The sequence below is a fragment of the Psychrobacter sp. PSi21 genome, from assembly GCF_054960615.1.
The window spans coordinates 1-1,923 of the sequence record NZ_JBHNYR010000038.1 but is presented as its reverse complement, the minus strand read 5'-3'; the positions used below and the strand labels follow the sequence as shown (position 1 = coordinate 1,923).

Below are 1,923 nucleotides of genomic sequence, written 5' to 3'. Positions count from 1 at the left end.
CTGCTTATGACTTATCCTATCATTCTTCGTAAGAAGGTTTGGAAGTCTATTGACCAAGGTATGAGCATCCGTACAGCGATAAAGCTCTACGAGATTAGTCTGTAGTGGTCAACTAATTTAGGACACCTGATAAGAGGTTTTGATTAAAACATCGTTTTTCTTTTTCAGCTGGTGCTAAATACTTTGTTGAAAGTATGGGGCCTCACAGTTTGATAATAGCCGAAAATATAGTCAGTAATGGCGGTTGATGCCTCATCGATATTCTCATACCCGCCTTTTGGCATCCATTCTGTCTTGAAGCTTCTAAAGAAGCGTTCAGTAGGGACATTATCCTATGAGCGAGGATTAGCAAAGCACTGCTTTGCCCGGGTGCAAGACGAAGGGCTGTGCCCGTAGTGAATTACCGTTTCGGCTCATACTTTGCGTCATGCCATTACAACTGACCACGGATTCAGCGAATGTTTTTATGCATTTTTATTTGACGACTTTGAAGTCTCATCTGCGCCATGAGTTTACCTGCTATATAACGAGTCAGCTTGATGCCATGTTCATTCATCATGATGGCGGCAATGCTACGAGCGCCTACTGAGTGCTTGGAATCGTTGAATATTTGGCGTATTAAGGCTTTGTTTTTGACGGCTTCAAGGCTAATTGGCCTGGGCTTTAGTCCATAGTAGTAACTACTCTTAGTCACCCCAAACAGCTTGTACAGAAGGCTTCTATTGACCTGCTTGTTTTGCTCTGCAAGCTGACTGATTAACGATAGCCGTTCAGGCTGTCCAAGGCCAGTAGAGCAGAAGCCTTTTTTAGTATGTCGCGCTCCATAGTCAGCCGTTGAACCTGTTTACGCAGCTCTTGAAGCTCGCGCTGTTCATCCGTTAAAGCGTTACCGACTTTAGGGGCTTCGCCACTTATTTCTTGACGGTATTGAGTCAGCCATTTCTGCAGAGTGGATTTGCCAACGCACAGTGAGCTCGCCACATCGGGTATTTTATGTTTGTGTTCAACGACTAAGCTGATGGCTTCTAATTTGAATTCTCGGGTATATTCATTGCGTTTGCTGTCATACTGTTTTCCTCTTTAGGGTAGTATAACCTCTTAGCAGCGGTCCAATTTTATTATGCCACTACATAAGTTTAACTGTACGGATTTGACGGCAGAGGTCAAGTGAGGGCTGGTATAATCACTCATCTTTTTACAGATGTCATATTTTGCATCGGTACTTTTTACCGCCTCTATTCCTTTTTAGACAAATACCCATAGCTTGGCATACAATACGCTTTATTTATCAACAAAAAGCCACTGTAACTCATTATGAATCTAAAGCCTTTATTCGTATCTTTGTTTATCTTGCCTTTATTTACTCTATCTGCCTGTGCGAAAACATCTGCTACCTTGACGGACAGTAACGGCATTCCTCAAACTCGGGACAACCTGACTAATGCTGAGCAGCAACAACTTGATGACTTTTTAGCCACGCAAAAGACTAACATGCGCTTTATCGAAGGTGGCAGCTATGATATGGGGGACTTCGGACATAAAGTGACTATTAATGGTGGCGGTCCTATTAGCAGTAGTAGAAATAATAAACCGCTGCATAAGGTAACGCTCGATAGCTTTAGCATGAATGCCTATAAAGCCACTTATAGTGACTTTGATGTCTATAGCATGGCGACAGGGAAAGATAAAGTGGGAATGCAAGAAAATAATATTAAAGTACGTGAGGGTGATGTTGCAGCAGGTATCAACTGGCAAACGGCGCAGCATTACTGCCAGTGGCTGGGTCAGCAATCGGACGTTCCGATGAGTCTGCCGACTGAGGCACAGTGGGAATATGCGGCACGTAATCGTGGTGAGTATGTGCTGTTTCCCACAGATAACGGCTGGATAAATGGTGGACGTAATATCGCTACATACGATGAG

General features: G+C 43.5%; 2 protein-coding genes and 2 pseudogenes. 1 reads left to right on the top strand and 3 read right to left on the bottom strand.

Features of this window, described 5'->3' with window-relative positions:
- Positions 1 to 164: 164 nt before the first annotated feature.
- The 3 genes and pseudogenes from ACFI32_RS14745 to ACFI32_RS14735 form a co-directional block, all read right to left on the bottom strand.
- Positions 165 to 317, bottom strand: a pseudogene (locus ACFI32_RS14745) (IS3 family transposase); the annotation flags it as partial.
- Between the two features lie 134 nt (positions 318 to 451).
- On the bottom strand, positions 452 to 694 hold the full coding sequence (locus ACFI32_RS14740) for a transposase (protein ID WP_462627379.1): 243 nt from the start codon (positions 692 to 694) through the stop codon (positions 452 to 454).
- Between the two features lie 62 nt (positions 695 to 756).
- Positions 757 to 1,047, bottom strand: a pseudogene (locus tag ACFI32_RS14735) (transposase); the annotation flags it as partial.
- A gap of 267 nt (positions 1,048 to 1,314) precedes the next feature.
- On the opposite strand from ACFI32_RS14735, the gene ACFI32_RS14730 reads away from it, so the two are divergent.
- Positions 1,315 to 1,923: formylglycine-generating enzyme family protein (locus tag ACFI32_RS14730; protein WP_462627378.1), on the top strand; the 609-nt coding region annotated here is incomplete at its 3' end.